This window comes from Xanthobacter cornucopiae (assembly GCF_043195065.2).
Taxonomy (GTDB): Bacteria; Pseudomonadota; Alphaproteobacteria; order Rhizobiales; family Xanthobacteraceae; genus Xanthobacter.
The window spans coordinates 3,821,704-3,836,766 of the sequence record NZ_CM195531.1 but is presented as its reverse complement, the minus strand read 5'-3'; the positions used below and the strand labels follow the sequence as shown (position 1 = coordinate 3,836,766).

At 69.4% G+C, this 15,063-nt stretch carries 10 protein-coding genes; 3 read left to right on the top strand and 7 right to left on the bottom strand.

Going from position 1 to position 15,063, the window contains the following annotated elements:
* Positions 1-11 precede the first annotated feature (11 nt).
* The 3 genes from V5F53_RS16880 to metH all read left to right on the top strand — a co-directional run bounded on the left by V5F53_RS16880 (position 12) and on the right by metH (position 5,874).
* Entirely contained in the window at positions 12-1,055 is a 1,044-nt protein-coding gene (locus V5F53_RS16880) for an ArsR/SmtB family transcription factor (RefSeq protein WP_393996232.1), read from the top strand.
* Positions 1,055-1,975 (top strand): methylenetetrahydrofolate reductase [NAD(P)H], encoded by a 921-nt coding sequence (gene metF / locus V5F53_RS16875; RefSeq protein ID WP_393996233.1) that lies wholly within the window; start codon positions 1,055-1,057, stop codon positions 1,973-1,975. The genes V5F53_RS16880 and metF overlap by 1 nt, the downstream gene beginning before the upstream one ends.
* Before the next feature lie 146 nt (positions 1,976-2,121).
* Entirely contained in the window at positions 2,122-5,874 is a 3,753-nt protein-coding gene (gene metH, locus V5F53_RS16870) for a methionine synthase (RefSeq protein ID WP_393996234.1), read from the top strand.
* A gap of 381 nt (positions 5,875-6,255) precedes the next feature.
* Here the strand turns inward: metH and V5F53_RS16865 are convergent, their stop codons facing one another.
* From V5F53_RS16865 to lptG, 7 genes are all read right to left on the bottom strand, one after another.
* Complete coding sequence (locus V5F53_RS16865; RefSeq protein ID WP_393996235.1) at positions 6,256-6,519, bottom strand: hypothetical protein; 264 nt, start codon at positions 6,517-6,519, stop codon at positions 6,256-6,258.
* A gap of 305 nt (positions 6,520-6,824) precedes the next feature.
* Positions 6,825-8,192, bottom strand: a complete 1,368-nt coding sequence (locus V5F53_RS16860; RefSeq protein ID WP_393996236.1) for a S8 family serine peptidase — start codon at positions 8,190-8,192, stop codon at positions 6,825-6,827.
* 123 nt (positions 8,193-8,315) lie between these two features.
* Positions 8,316-9,203, bottom strand: coding sequence for a 16S rRNA (adenine(1518)-N(6)/adenine(1519)-N(6))-dimethyltransferase RsmA (rsmA, locus tag V5F53_RS16855; protein ID WP_393996237.1), 888 nt, complete (start codon positions 9,201-9,203; stop codon positions 8,316-8,318).
* Positions 9,200-10,234, bottom strand: coding sequence for a 4-hydroxythreonine-4-phosphate dehydrogenase PdxA (gene pdxA / locus V5F53_RS16850; protein WP_393996238.1), 1,035 nt, complete (start codon positions 10,232-10,234; stop codon positions 9,200-9,202). The genes rsmA and pdxA overlap by 4 nt, the downstream gene beginning before the upstream one ends.
* A complete protein-coding gene (locus tag V5F53_RS16845; RefSeq protein ID WP_393996239.1) occupies positions 10,234-11,151 on the bottom strand; it encodes a SurA N-terminal domain-containing protein in 918 nt (305 codons plus the stop codon). The genes pdxA and V5F53_RS16845 overlap by 1 nt, the downstream gene beginning before the upstream one ends.
* Before the next feature lie 250 nt (positions 11,152-11,401).
* Positions 11,402-13,885 (bottom strand): LPS-assembly protein LptD, encoded by a 2,484-nt coding sequence (locus V5F53_RS16840; protein WP_393996240.1) that lies wholly within the window; start codon positions 13,883-13,885, stop codon positions 11,402-11,404.
* Positions 13,886-13,971: 86 nt separating this feature from the next.
* On the bottom strand, positions 13,972-15,063 hold the full coding sequence (lptG, locus tag V5F53_RS16835; protein WP_393996241.1) for an LPS export ABC transporter permease LptG: 1,092 nt from the start codon (positions 15,061-15,063) through the stop codon (positions 13,972-13,974).

Genomic DNA, 15,063 nt, shown 5'->3' with positions numbered 1-15,063 from the left:
AAGATATCTTTATGTCTAAAGACGGCTCGCCCGCTTCCCTGTCCTTCGCCGCCCTCCTCGACGCCTTGAAGGCGGGGGGAGAGGACACGCGGCTGCGGCTGCTGGCGGTGCTGGGCGAGGCCGAGCTGACGGTGTCCGACCTGACCGAGATCATGGGCCAGTCGCAGCCGCGCATCTCCCGCCATCTCAAGCTGCTGGCCGAGGCCGGCCTGCTGGAGCGCCACCGCGAGGCGAGCTGGATCTTCTACCGCCGCGCCGCCGAGGGGCCGCTGGCGCGGGTGGCCGCGCGCCTGCTGGATCTGCTCGATCCCGCCGATCCGGTGCTGGCGCGCGATCGCGAGCGGCTGGAGGCGGTGCGTGCCGGCCGCGCGGCGGCCGCGCAGGCCTATTTTGCCACCCATGCCCGGGAATGGGACGAGATCCGCACGCTCCACGTGCCCGAGGCGGCGGTGGAGGCGGCGGCGCGGGCGGCGCTGGCGGGCGCCCCCATCCGCGCCCTGCTCGATCTCGGCACCGGCACCGGGCGCATGTTGGAAGTGTTCGCCGGCGACATCGAGCGCGGCCTTGGGCTCGATCTCTCGCCGGAGATGCTGGCGGTGGCGCGCACCCATCTGGAGCGGGCCGGCATCCGCCATTGCCTGCTGCGGCAAGGTGATGCCTATGCGGTGCCGGCGCCGCGTGATTCGTTCGATGCCGTGATCGTGCATCAGGTGCTGCATTATCTCGACGACGCCGGCCGGGCCTTGGGCGAGGCGGCGCGGGTGCTGCGGCCCGGCGGGCGGCTGCTGGTGGTGGATTTCGCCCCCCATGATCTCGAGTTCCTGCGCGAGGCCCATGCCCACCGGCGCCTCGGCTTCGCGCGTGAGACGGTGGAAGGCTGGCTGGTCCAGGCGGGACTCGTGCCCGAGCGGTTCCAGATGCTGGAGCCCGGGCGCGAGGGTGGGTTGACGGTATCCCTGTGGCTGGCGCGCGATCCGCGCCCGGCCGCAGGTGCGGACGGGGGCGGGCCGGGGCCGACCCGCGAGGGCGGCGCGGCCGACAGGGAGGTGGCGTGATGACGGGTGCTGTGCGGGCGAGCCGCGAGACGGAGCGGGCTCCGGTCTCGGTGTCCTTCGAATTCTTTCCGCCCAAGACCGAGGAAATGGAGAAGACCCTGTGGGCCTCCATCCACCGGCTGTCGCCGCTCCAGCCCGAGTTCGTGTCGGTGACCTACGGCGCCGGCGGCTCCACCCGTGAGCGCACCCATGCCACCGTGGCGCGCATCGCCCGGGAAACCCCGCTGGCGCCCGCCGCCCATCTCACCTGCGTCGCCGCCACCCGCGACGAGGTGGATGCGGTGGTGCGCGCCTATGGCGAGGCCGGGGTGAAGCACATCGTGGCCCTGCGCGGCGATCCGCTCACCGGGGTCGGCACCCGCTACGAGCCCACCCCCGGCGGCTATGCCTATGCCGCCGACCTGGTGGCGGGCATCAAGCGCATCGGCGATTTCGAGGTGTCGGTTTCCGCCTATCCGGAAAAGCATCCGGAAAGCGCCACCATCGACGCCGACATCGACGTGCTGAAGGCCAAGGTGGATGCGGGCGCCACCCGTGCCATCACCCAGTTCTTCTTCGAGAACGACGTTTATTTCCGCTATCTCGACAAGGTGCGGGCGCGCGGCATCGACATTCCCATCGTGCCCGGCCTGCTGCCGGTGACCAATTTCAAGCAGGCGTCCAATTTCGCCACCCGCACCGGCGCCAGCGTGCCGGCCTGGCTGCTGAAGCGGTTCGAGGGGCTGGACGACGATCCCGAAACGCGCAAGCTGATCGCCGCTGCCGTGGCCGCCGAGCAGGTGACCGATCTGGTTGATCGGGGTGTCACCGACATCCATTTCTATACGCTGAACCGCGCCGACCTCGTCTATGCCATCTGCCACCTTTTGGGCCTGCGCCCGCAGGCGGCGCCGGTGGCCGCGCCGGCGGTCGCGGTCTGAAGGGTCGGGGCCGGGCCGGCATGCGTGCCGGCCTGCTCCCGAGGGACGCCATGCCGGGCCGGTGCCCGGCGTGAATCATCGCCACCGCACCTTTTCTCGAACGAGGCGGCCTTCGGGCCTCGCCCCGAGCCTCAAAGAGCCCTGCCATGTCCGCGAATACGCCCGCCCACACGCCCGCGACCGCCGCCGATGTCTTCACCGCCCTCCGCGCCGCCGCGCGCGCGCGCATCCTGGTGCTGGACGGCGCCATGGGCACCATGATCCAGGCCCTGAAGCTGGACGAGGCCGGCTATCGCGGCGACCGCTTCAAGGACTGGCCGCGCGACGTGCGCGGCAACAACGACCTGCTCAGCCTCACCCAGCCCGACGCGGTGCGCGACATCCACCTCCAGTATTTCCTGGCGGGCGCGGACATGGTGGAGACCAACACCTTTTCCGGCACCTCCATCGCCCAGGCCGACTACGGTATGGAAGCGATCGTCTACGAGCTGAATTTCGAGAGCGCCCGCCTCGCCCGGGAGGCGGCGGCGCTGGCGCAGGCCCACGACGGCCGCCGCCGCTTCGTGGCCGGCGCCTTCGGGCCCACCAACCGCACCGCCTCCATCTCGCCAGATGTGAACGACCCCGGCTTCCGTGCCGTGACCTTCGACGAACTCGCCGCCGCCTATGGCGAGCAGGCGCGGGGCCTCGTTGCCGGCGGCGCCGACATCCTGCTGGTGGAGACCATCTTCGACACCCTGAACGCCAAGGCGGCGATCTTCGCCATCGAGGGCCTGTTCGACGAGCTGGGCTTCCGCCTGCCGGTGATGATCTCCGGCACCATCACCGACCTGTCCGGCCGCACCCTGTCGGGCCAGACGCCGAGCGCCTTCTGGTATTCGCTGCGCCACGCGCAGCCCTTTTCCATCGGCCTCAACTGTGCGCTCGGCGCCCGGGAGATGCGCGCCCACGTGGCCGAGATCGGCCGGGTGGCGGATACGCTGGTGTGCGCCTATCCCAATGCCGGCCTGCCCAACGAGTTCGGCCTCTATGACGAGAGCCCGGAGGCGATGGCGGCGCTGGTGGGCGAGTTCGCCACCTCCGGCCTCGTCAACATCGTCGGCGGCTGCTGCGGCACCACCCCCGCCCATATCGCCGCCATCGCCGGGGCGGTGAAGGGGGTCACGCCCCGTGCCGTTCCCGAGATCGAGCCGCGCCTGCGCCTGTCCGGCCTGGAGCCGTTCGAGCTGACGCCGCAGATTCCGTTCGTGAACGTCGGCGAGCGCACCAACGTCACCGGCTCGGCCCGCTTCCGCAAGCTCGTCACCACCGGCGATTTCCCCGCCGCTTTGGCGGTGGCCCGCGACCAGGTGGAGAACGGCGCCCAGGTGATCGACATCAACATGGACGAAGGCTTGCTGGACAGCGAAGCGGCCATGATCACCTTCCTGAACCTGGTCGCCTCCGAGCCGGACATCGCCAAGGTGCCGGTGATGGTGGACTCCTCCAAGTGGGAGATCATCGAGCAGGGGCTGAAGCGGCTGCAGGGCAAGGGCATCGTCAATTCCATCTCCCTCAAGGAGGGGGAGGCGGCGTTCCGAGAGAAGGCGCGGCTCGTGCGCCGCTACGGCGCCGCCGTGGTGGTGATGGCGTTCGACGAGGACGGCCAGGCCGACACCTACGCGCGCAAGACCCAGATCTGCGCCCGGGCCTACAAGATCCTCACCGAAATGGGCTTTCCGCCCGAGGACATCATCTTCGACCCCAACGTGTTCGCGGTCGCCACCGGCATCGAGGAACATGCCGGCTATGGCGTCGCCTTCATCGAGGCCACGGCCTGGATCCGCAAGAGCCTGCCCCATGCCCACATTTCCGGCGGCGTCTCCAACCTGTCGTTCTCGTTCCGCGGCAACGAGCCGGTGCGCGAGGCCATGCACGCGGTGTTCCTGTATCACGCCATCCAGGCGGGCATGGACATGGGCATTGTCAATGCCGGCCAGCTCGCGGTCTATGACGAGATCGAGCCGGCCCTGCGCGAGGCCTGCGAGGACGTGGTGCTGAACCGCCGCGCCGACGCCACCGAGCGCCTGCTGGAGCTGGCGGAGGGGTTCAAGGGCGTGGCCGGCAAGGAAAAGCGCGAGGCGGACCTGGCCTGGCGCTCGTGGCCGGTGGACAAGCGCCTGGAGCATGCCCTGGTCAACGGCATCACCGATTTCGTGGAGGCCGACACCGAGGCCGCCCGGCTGGCCGTCGCCCGTCCGCTGCACGTCATCGAGGGGCCGCTGATGGCCGGCATGAACGTGGTGGGCGACCTGTTCGGGGCCGGCAAGATGTTCCTGCCCCAGGTGGTGAAGTCGGCGCGGGTGATGAAGCAGGCGGTGGCCTACCTGATGCCCTTCATGGAGAAGGAAAAGGAAGAGCAGGGCCTCACAGCCCAGTCGGCCGCCGGCAAGATCCTGATGGCCACGGTGAAGGGCGATGTCCACGACATCGGCAAGAACATCGTCGGCGTGGTGTTGCAGTGCAACAATTACGAGGTCATCGACCTCGGCGTGATGGTGCCCACGGCGCGGATTCTCCAGACCGCCCGGGATGAGAAGGTGGATGTGATCGGTCTCAGCGGCCTCATCACCCCTTCCTTGGACGAGATGGTGAACGTGGCCGCCGAGATGGAGCGCGAGGGCTTCTCGGTGCCGCTGCTGATCGGCGGGGCCACCACCTCGCGGGTGCACACGGCGGTGAAGATCGCGCCGCAGTACGCGCGCGGCCAGGCGGTTTACGTCACCGATGCCAGCCGCGCGGTGGGCGTGGTGTCGCAATTGCTCAACACGGAGACGCGCGGCGCCTACGTGGCGGACATCCGGGCCGAGTATGAGAAGCTGGCCGATGCCCACGCCCGCGCCGACGCCAGCAAGCAGCGGGTGCCGCTGGCCAAGGCGCGGCAGAACGGCCTGCGGCTGGACTTTTCCGCCTATGCGCCGCCCCGGCCCACCGTCATCGGCACCGAGGTGTTCGAGGATTACGACCTGGCCGACCTGGTGTCGTTCATCGACTGGACGCCGTTCTTCCAGTCCTGGGAGCTGAAGGGGCGCTATCCGGGCATCCTCGATGACGCGGTGGTGGGCGAGCCGGCGCGGGCGCTGTTCAACGATGCCCAGGCGATGCTGAGGAAGATGGTGGACGAGAAGTGGGTTCAGGCCCGCGCCGTCATCGGCTTCTGGCCGGCCAACGCGGTGGGCGACGACATCGTGCTGTTCCGCGACGACACCCGCGCCAATCCGCTCACCACCCTGCACACCCTGCGCCAGCAGCTGGCCCGGCGCGAGGGCCGCTTCAATCTGGCGCTGGCCGATTTCGTGGCCCCGGTGGACAGCGGCGTGGCCGATTACGTGGGCGCCTTCGCGGTGACCGCCGGCATTGGCGAGGAGGAGCGGGTGAGCGCTTTCAAGGCCGCCCATGACGATTATTCCGCCATTCTGCTGAAGGCCCTGTGCGATCGCCTCGCCGAGGCGCTGGCCGAGCGCATGCACCATCTGGTGCGCACCCGTTACTGGGCCTATGCGCCCGACGAGGCGCTGTCGAACGAGGACCTGATCGCCGAGCGCTATCGCGGCATCCGCCCGGCACCGGGCTATCCGGCCCAGCCCGACCACACCGAGAAGGGCACCCTGTTCGCGCTGCTGCGCGCCACCGAGACGGCGGGCATCCACCTGACGGAGAGCTTCGCCATGTGGCCGGGGGCGGCGGTGTCGGGGCTTTATTTCGCCCATCCGGAGGCGGCCTATTTCGGCGTCGGTCGCATCGAGCGCGACCAGGTGAAGGACTATGCCCTGCGCAAGGGCTGGACCCTGGCCGAGGCCGAGAAGTGGCTCGCGCCCATTCTCAATTACGACCCGGCCCGCCAGGCGGCGGCGGAGTAGGCTTCATCGCGCCCGGCGTCTGCCAAGCGCCGCCGGGCCGGGCCAAGCACCGCGAGGTTCCGCCCGGCGCCTGTGTCGGCGGGGGCTTCGCAAGCCGGCGCGTGGCTCTGCCAAGCCCTGGGCGACGCATGCGGGCCGTCGAAGGCCGCGGGGACTGCGAGGCCGGGGGAGGGGTGAGCGAACCCGCTCCGCTGCGGACCGTCCCCCGCGGACGCGTCCGTCTGCAGGGCCGCCCATCCGCGCTGGTCAAACACCGGCGGCGGAGGGGCTGCGCCTGGGGCGGATCGAGGGCGCGCATGGCCGGCATGCCGGCCCCGGGGGAGGGGGGCCGCATGGGCTGGCGTCTTCGGCCCGGAGATGGCCGGCCGTCCGGCGAGGGGATCAGGGGGCGCGCTCCCGGAAGCTGTCGTCGTCGACCCGCGCCACGCCCGGGACCTGCTCCAGTTGTGCTTTCAGGGTGCTGGGCGCCTCCACCACCACGGTGCCGAGGGCTTCGATCAGGGTGCGGTCGTCCGGCGCGCTGTCCAGCACCTCGCCGGAACTTCCGACCAGATGGTGGAGGGTGTCGAGCACCTCCCGAGTTTCCTCCGGCCGGGCGATGGTCTCATCTGAAAGGGTGACCAGGTAACGGTTCGCGGTGGGCATGGCAACCTCGTGCCGAGTGGACCTCGTTCATGGGGGAGCCCAATGCTGCACGGTCTCTCTGTCAAAATTGGGTTCCCGGGCGGCCTGCCGGTGCCGCGGGCGATCGGGAGCCAGGGGCTGGGCCGCCCACATGGCGCCGTCCCCGGCCGCCGGCGCGCGGCGAGGGCGGTGTTACCGCCGGGTCGCGGCGCGCGTCGGCGGGAGCGGCGTCAGCCCGTCGGCCCGGTGCTCCACCGGCGGCGCCGGTTTTGCTCAAGCGCGGCGCGGCCTTGGGCAAGGGCCCATGAGCCCGAGCCGCAGGGGCATCAGAGCCGGACCAGGCCGCTGCCATAGGTCTCCTGCGGGGCGATGGGCGAGCTGCGGCTCTTCATGTGGCTGACGATGGCCGCTGCGTTGAGATGAGGGAACGCCTCCATGTACAGCGCGGCCAGCCCGGCCACATGGGGGGTCGCCATGCTGGTGCCGGAGAGCAGGGCATAGCTGCCGTTCAGGTAGGTGGAGAGGACCTCCACGCCGGGCGCGACGAAGTCGATCTCCGCCCCGGGGTGCGCATTCACCCGCTCGTTGCTGAACGCCGCGATCCGCCCGCCGCGTCCGACCGCGCCGACGGCGAAGATGGAGGGGCAATTGGCGGGCACCGTCACCGGCCGCACATGGGTGGGGCGGGCGCTGTCGTTGCCGCTGGCCGCCACGACGATGGTGCCCTGGGCCAGCGCGCGGGTGGCGGCAGTTTCGTATTGCGACGGGTAGCCGTTGGGATCGGGCACGCTGCCGAGGCTCAGTGACACGACACGCGCCCGCTGGGCGACGGCCCAGGCCAGCCCACGTAAAATCCAGGTGTCGAAGCCGCCGGTGGGACCCAGCACCTTTCCGACGAGAAGCTCGGCGTCCGGGGCGACCCCGAAGCGCGGTCCGGAGGTGGGCGTGTGGGGCCCGGCGATCACCCCGGCGCAGTGCGTGCCGTGGCCGTCGCTGTCATCCACCGTCTCATTGGGCACGAAGCATTTGGTGGTCTCGGTGAGGTCGACCTTCGCGGCGAGGTCGGGATGGTCGACGTCGATGCCGGTGTCGAGCAGAGCCACCCGGATGCCCTTGCCGGTGGGTTCGGCGGGCGCTCCGTTCAGCCCCATCATGGTGAGCGGCCAGCCCAGTTCTCCTCCCCCGTTGGCGGCCACTGCCAGGTTGGCGGCCATGGCTGGGTTGAAGGGCGGGCCTTGCTGGGCAACGGCGCGGGCAATGTTGTCGAGTGCCGCCTTCATGCCGAGGATGTAGGCCGCCAGGGGGTCGGTTGGCAGGGGCATCGCCGGCGCCGGCGGCAGCTCCAGCCCCTGGGGTCCAAGGAGCTTGCGCACGGTCGGGCGCGGGCGGCTGCGATAGGTGTTCTCGACGACCTGGATCACCCGGTCGTTGCGGCGCAGGCTCGCCGCCTGGGTCGGGGCCAGATCGGCCCCGGCCACCCCCAGGCCCGCATAGAGTTCCATCTCGACGATGCCATCGGGGCGGACGCGGGATGACGTCTTGCGCTCGGCCTTCAGAAGGCGGGTCCCGGCCTCGGTTCCGGCGGGCACCTCCTGCGCGCTCTTGATCCCCATGGCATCGGCCAGGAGCTGTTCGTGATCGTCGGCTTCATCGGCGAAGACCACGATATGCGTTGGAACATTCTGCGTGTTCACGGCCAGCACCCTCCCACTCTGCGCCCGCTCTCCCGGCGGTGCTGCGTGGAAGTACAACCTATAAGATCATAATCGTCAAATGCGTCCTTACGAAGGTGTGCGCGCCGTCGCCGCTCGGCCGCGTCACGCTCCGGTCTTGGACAGCAGCGGTCCCCACGGCAGGTTGCCGCGACCCTCGGCATAGGCGTTCGCCATGGCCACGAAGCCGGCGACGTCGATCTCTTCCGCCCGCTGGGTCTCGCCCACCCCGGCGGCGGCGATGAGCGGGAGCGGGTCGACGCCGAGGCTCTTCAAGCTCTGGCGCAGCATCTTGCGGCGCTGGCCGAAGGCGGCTTCCGTCACTTTTTCAAGCGCCGCAAGCCGGCATGGCAGCGGCTGCGGGCGCGGTACCAGATGCACCACCGAGGACGTCACCTTGGGCGGCGGCACGAAGGCGGAGGGGGCGACATCGAAGGCGATGCGGGCCTGGGTGCGCCAGCCCGCCAGCACCGCCAGCCGGCCATAGGCCTTGGAGGCCGGCGCGGCGACGATGCGTTCCGCCACTTCCTTCTGGAACATCAGCGTCAGCGAGGCGAACCACGGCGGCCAGGGATCGGTGGACAGCCAGCCCACCAGCAATAGGGTGGCGACGTTGTAGGGCAGGTTGGCCACCACCCGTGCCGGCCCGTCGCCGAGGAGCGGGCGCACGTCCACCTTGAGGGCGTCGCCCTCGATCACTTCCAGGCGGCCGGGATAATGATCTGCGATCTCGGCCAGGGCGCCGAGGCAGCGCGGGTCGCGCTCGATGGCGATGACGCGTTTCGCCCCCAGCGCCAACAAGGCTCGCGTGAGGCCGCCGGGGCCAGGCCCCACCTCCACCACGGTCGCGTCCTCCAGCGGGCCGGAGGCCCGGGCGATGCGGCCGGTGAGGTTGAGATCCAAAAGGAAGTTCTGGCCCAGCGACTTCTGGGCGGAAAGGCCGTGGCGTCGGATCACGTCGCGCAGCGGCGGCAGGTCGTCGAGGGCGCTCAAGCGGAATGGGCCTCGTGCGGGAGGGCTTCAGTGTCGGCGAGGCGGCGGGCGAGCCGCAGCGCCGCCATCAGGCTCGCCGGATTGGCGCGGCCGGTGCCGGCGATGTCGAACGCGGTGCCGTGGTCGGGGGAGGTGCGGATGAAGGGCAGGCCGAGGGTGACGTTCACCCCGTCGTGGAAGGCCAGGGTCTTGGCCGGGATCAGCACCTGGTCGTGATACATGCCCACCGCCACGTCGTAGCCGGCCCGGGCCTCCGGGTGGAACAGGGTGTCGGCCGGCAGCGGGCCCCGCGCATCGATGCCCTCGGCGCGCAACAGCGTCACCGCCGGGCGGACCACCTCCTCGTCCTCGCGGCCCAGGGTTCCGTCCTCCCCCGCGTGGGGATTGAGGCCCGCGAAGGCGAGACGCGGCGTCCGAAGGCCGAAGCGCCCGCGCAGGTCGGCGGCAACGATGCGCCCGGTCTCCACCAGCAGGCGGGTGGTCAGCAGGTCCGGAACCGCGCGCAGCGGCACATGGATGGTGGCGGGCACCACCGCCAGCGCCGGCGACCAGATCATCATCACCGCCCGGGGCGGAACCGCGGCGCCCTCGGCGGCGCGGGCGGCAAGGTATTCGGTGTGGCCGGGAAAGGGAAAGCCGGCGGCGTACATGACCGATTTGGCGAGCGGATTGGTGACCAGGGCGGCGGCCCGGCCGGCGCGGACGAGGTCCACCGCGGCGTCGAGGCTGGCCATCACGGCCCGGGCGCTGCTGGCATCGGGATGGCCGGGCGCGGCCGTGGCGCGGGCGCCGACGGGGAGCACCGGCAGGGCCTCGGCGAACCGCGCCGGTGCCTGTTCGGGGGTGCAGACGGCGAGCGGCACCGCCACGTTGAGAAGCTTCGCTCGCGCCGCCAGCAGCTCGGGATCGCCGACGACGATGAAGGCGGGCAGTTCGGCCCGCGCCTGCCACGCTGCCAGGGCGAGCTCGGGGCCGATGCCCGCCGGCTCTCCTGCGGTGAGCGCCAGCGGCGGCGGGGCGGGGCGGGTCATCACCGGTACTGGATGAGCGAGGTCTTGCGCAGCTCGTCGAGCAGCTTCTTCGATTCGGCGTTGAACTGCTTGCTTGACAGTTCGTCCTTGACATCGCGCTTCTGGGCGCTCTCGCCCCGTACTTCCCGCTTGTCGCAGACGGCGAAGGTCTCGATGCCGGCCTGGCTCACTTCCGGCGGCGTCAGGCGGCCGATGGCGGTCTGGTCGAGGATCTTCTGCAGGTTCTGCGGGATGTCCGAGGACAGGCGCAGCACCTGCGGACGGACCACCACTTCCTTGAGGCCCTTCACCATCTCCAGCCCGGCCTCGCAGCCGTTGAACCTGGCGCGCAGGGCGTTGGCCTCTTGCAGCCGGGAGGCGTAGGTGTTGGCGTTGCGCGGCACCACGAAGATGATCGGGCGCAGCACGAACTCGGTGGAGATGAGGGTGGTCTGGCCGCGCTGCTGGAGCGCCGCGGTCACGTCCGCCTCACGGATGGTGACGTTGCCGGACCGGCTGCGCACATACTGGCTCCACACATAGTCGGCGGCCAGCTTGGTCTTGAAGGTCTGGGCGTCGAGGCCGGCCTGGCCGAGGCCCTGGGTGAGCTGGGCGGCGGTGCGGCCGGAGCGTTCGGCCACCGATGCATACATGCGGTCGATGTCCTTCTGCTCCAGGTCGGTGGTGAGCTTGCGCGCCTGCTGGACCTTGATCCGGTCGTCGATCAGCTCCTGCAGGGCGTCCTTCGCGGACACGCTCTTCTTGTCGAGGAGCTGGTGCAGGCGCTGGCGCTGCGAGACGTCGTAGGAGGTGATCGGCTCGCCGTTCACCATCACCACGATCTGTTGGGCGCGGGCGGCGCCGCTGGAGCCGAGCAGGGGAGCCAGCAGGGCGAGCGCGAAGAGGAGCGCGGGGGCGAGGCGGGGAAGTATGCGCATGGTCCTTTCCGTGGCCGGCGAGGGAGAGCGACGGGGCGAGGGCGAAGACCATCCGTTGTCCCCGCGCGTCGTGGCGGGAATGGGGCCGGACCGCCCCGCTGTCACGGCGCCATCCGGTTTCACGGCGACCGTCGCGCCCGAAGCGGTCCGCCCGCCGGCAGGCGCGACCAAGCGAGGGCGGCGCCGGCCCGGCGCCGCCCTCGGCTGTCAAATCTAGCGGCTCGACGCGCCGGGCTCAAGGCTGGCGGGCCTATTGGGAGGTGCCGTCGGACGAGGAGGAGCCGAACGAGGTGGAGAAGCCGCCTTCGCCCAGGGTGCGCAGGCCAATCCGCAGCATCACCTTGTTCACCGGATCACCGCCCGGACCATTGATGGTGTAGTCGGTGATGTAGTTGATCGCCAGGGTGAAGCAGTCGTCGATATAGCTGAGGCCGATGAGGGTATAGTCGAACTCGGACTCGGCGATGTTGTAGCGCACGCCGCCGGACAGGGTCCAATAGTCGGTCAGCTTGTAGGCGGCGGTGGTGTAGACACCCTCGCGCATGTCGTAATAGCCAAGCAGCGGCTGGGGCTCGTAGCGGCCGTAGGTGACGGACACGCCGAGCTTGTCGATGGAGGCGCGCCCCTGGAGCTCGAACCGCTGCAACGACATGTTGTCGTTGTCGAAGCGGAAGCGCGAGATGAACTCCAGGTTCTTGGTGGGCGAATAGCCGAGGCGGGCGATGTAGTCCGAGGCGGCGGTCTCCAGGCCGGATTCCAGGCCGGTATTGGCCATGTCGCCATAGGCGTAGGAGTTCTTGCCGAACAGATTGTAGGACTGGCCCACCAGCGCGTTGAGGGTGCCGAAGCCGTTGATGTTGGCCGCGTAGCTCACGCCCACATTGGCGCGGCTGCCGCCCTCGACCCGGTCATAGCCGGAATATTTGTTGATCTCGAACAGGTTGGTGTCGTCGAACACGAGGCTCTGGGCATCCTCGTTGGGAAAGGCGCCGATGCCGCTCTCGTTCGGGCGGATGATGATCTGCGCCCGGGGCTCGATGGTCTGGGTGCCCCAGCTCTCCAGCGAGATGAACGGATAGCGGTAGTCGAGGCCGACCGCGGGCATGCCGCGGATGAGCTCGTCGCTGCCCGACTGCAACGGATTCTGGCCGGGCAGGGTGGGGCCGTACATGTAGCTGTAGGGCAGGGGATCGACGTTCACCGAGGCCACGTCCACCCGCGCCGTGACGAACGGGGTCCACATCTGGCCGGCGGTGTCGGTGATGGTCTTTTTCCAATAGAGCTCGGCGGACAGGCGCGTGTAGTCGCCCGGCGCGCCGCGCAGCAGGCACTGCTGCGGGTTCGGGTTGGCGAGCGTGCACGAGCCGGTGGGAACGCCGGTGGCGCCCTCGCTCGACCACAGGGAGGACGTGCCGAGGAAGTCGGCCTGCTCGCGGGTCAGGCTGGTGAGGTTCACCTTGACGCCGGACTCGCCGCCCCACAGCGGCTTGTCGAACACCTTGGAATAGTTGAGCGTGCCGACGATGGGGATGCGGTCCTGATCGTCGGTCACCGACATGCCGAGGAAGTACAGCCCGCGCAGGTCGAAATAGGAGCGGTCGCCCTGGCCCGTCAGGTTGACGAAGGAGGTCTTGGTGGTGACCGTGTCGCCGGCGAGGTTGTAGTCGCGCAGGAAGGTGCGGTCCGACGCCAGCGTGCCGTCCCAGCCGAAGCTCCAGAACTCGTTGATGGCGAAGTTGCCGGTGGTCTCGATGGCGCCGCGGTTGTCCCGGTAGCCGGGCAGGTAGTCCGGCAGGCCGGTGGTGGTGTTGGTGGTGATGAACGCGTTCTTGTCCGCCTGGACGATGCCGGCGGCGCGGATGGTGTAGCTGCCGTTGATCAGCCGCTGGCGCCACTCGCCCTGCATCAGCGCACCCTGCTTGGTGGTGACGGTGGGGGTCAGCGTCAGGTCCCGGTCGGGCGCGATGTTCCAGAAGAACGGGGTTCCCACCGCATAGCCGATCTGGCTCGAGGAGAAGAACTCCGGCATCAGGAAGCCGGTCTTGCGCTTTACCGTCGGGTCGGGCGACGACAGATACGGGAAATAGGCGACGGGGAAGCCGAAGAACTCAACCGTGGCATTTTCATAATAGATCATCCGCTCTTCTTGGTTGTGGATGATCTTCTTCGCCTTGATCTGCCAGAGCGGCGGCCGGGTGGGGTCGTCGCGGCAGGGCTCGCAGGCGGTGTAGACGCCGTTCTGGAAGACGGTGACGTTGCCTTCCGTACGGTCCGCCCGCACGGCGGCGAAATGGGTCTTGTCGGGCGTGTCGAGCCGCAGCGAATCGATGAAGCCCTGCTTGAAGTCCTGGGTCAGCTCCAGGTGGTCGGCGGTGACGACCTTGCCGTCCTTGTCCTTGAGGCGGACGTTACCGATGGCGCGCAGCACATTGGCCTTGCGGTCCAGCACCACGCGGTTCGCCTCCAGGCTGGAACCGTCGTAATAGATCTGGACGTTGCCGGAGGCGGCAACGGTTTCCTTCTGGAAGTCGTATTCCATCTGGTCGGCCGTCACCAGCATCTTCTGGTTCGGGTCGAGCTTATGGTTCGGCAGCACGTTCCCGCCAAAGGCGGGCGCGCCCTGGTTGGACGCGCCTTGGCTGGAGGTGCGGCTGGAGGTGCCCTGGGGGGCAGCGCCTTGCTGCGCCGCAGCAGGAGCGGCGGCAAGAGGCAAAGCGAGCAGGAGGAGGCCCATCAGCGCAGGCGCACCCGCCCGAAGCCCGCGGGCGCCAGAGGCGCGAGGCGGGGTCAGCGGTGCTGCGATGGGGTTCGAGGCGACCCTCATCCGTCCTCCCGATGCAACAGAATGAGAGCCCCCATAACGATTCCCGCCACTGCTGGAAACCATGCTGCAGCAACAGGATGAACGATTCCTGCCTCGCCCAGATCCTCGGCGAGCTTGGTCCCCACATAAAGCAGAAACCCCGCCGCCACGCCACCGAGAATCGTTTGCCCGACGCCGCCGAAGCGGAACACCCGCAGGCCGACCACGGCGGCGATCAGCACCATCGCCACCAGCAAAAACGGCCGCGCCAAAAGGCTTTGGAACTGGAGCCGATACCGCGTTGCGCCAAAGCCGGCGTGTTCGGCGCCGCGAATAGCCGCCGGCAGTTGCCAAAAAGGCACGGTCTCCGGGGCGATCAGGTTCTCCTGGACCTGGGCGGGATCGAGGTTGGTTGCGATCAGGTAGGTCTCGAATTTCTGCAGGTCCTGCCCGGGGATAAGCACCCGCGCGTCGCTGAGAATCCAGGCGCCGTTGCCGAGGGTGGCGGTGCGCGCCTCCACCCGTTCGGTCAGCCGGCCGTCCCTTGAGAATTCATAAACCACGACCGACGAAAGCACCCGCCCGCCCTGGGAGGAGGCGCCGGCCTGGATGATCGCCTGGCCGTCCAGGCTCTGCTGGCGCACCCAGAAGTCCTGCTTGCCGCCGGCCGCGAGCGCGGCGGAGGCGCCGAACATCTGGCTTTCCAGCTCGTTGGCGCGCTCCTTGAAATCGGCGGAGATGGGATTGAACACGCAGGTGGCGAACACGCCGATGAGGAACGCCACCAGCAGCGCCGGCGCGGTGAACTGCCAGGCGGACAGGCCCACCGCCCGCGCCACCACCAGTTCCAGCTGCCGCGACAGCAGCACGAAGGTGGCGATGGCGCCGAACAGCACCGCGAACGGCAGCAGCTGCTCGGTGAAGGCCGGCGCGCGGTAGAGCGTGACCAGCGCGACCATGGTCGTGCTGACGTTCTCGCGGTCGGCGGTGCGGCGCGCCATCTCCAGGAAGTCGACCAGCATGACGAGGCCGACGCAGCCGAAGAAGATCAGCGCCACCGCCGAGGCGAAGCGGCGCCCGAAGTAGAAGCCGAGGGTGGGGCCGATCAT